At 57.0% G+C, this 237-nt stretch carries 1 pseudogene; it reads left to right on the top strand.

The features are described from left to right. Nucleotides 1-30: 30 nt before the first annotated feature. A pseudogene (locus tag MXD62_RS09635) lies at nt 31-237 on the top strand (hypothetical protein); the annotation flags it as partial.

Genomic DNA, 237 nt, shown 5'->3' with positions numbered 1-237 from the left:
ACGTGGACCGCTTCGTTTGAGGAGCAGGAAGTGGCGGAGTCCTCCATTGCAGAGGCTGAACGGGTGACAGCCACAGAGCAGGCAAAGGCGGACCGGCACTTGGAAGCAGCCGAAAAAGCACTTTTCGTGCCAACCGAGCGGACGCCGGAATCTCCCCATGTAGAGGCGAGAGAAGGGATGAAATGGGCGATGATTTTTTCACCGCCGCGCGCAAAAGATCCCTACAAAGCTCCATAT

The sequence above is a fragment of the Frankia sp. Mgl5 genome, assembly GCF_023242985.1.
Classification (GTDB): Bacteria; Actinomycetota; Actinomycetes; order Frankiales; family Frankiaceae; genus Parafrankia; species Parafrankia soli.
The sequence above is the reverse complement of the archived record's forward strand: the minus strand, read 5'-3'. Positions and strand labels throughout refer to the sequence as shown.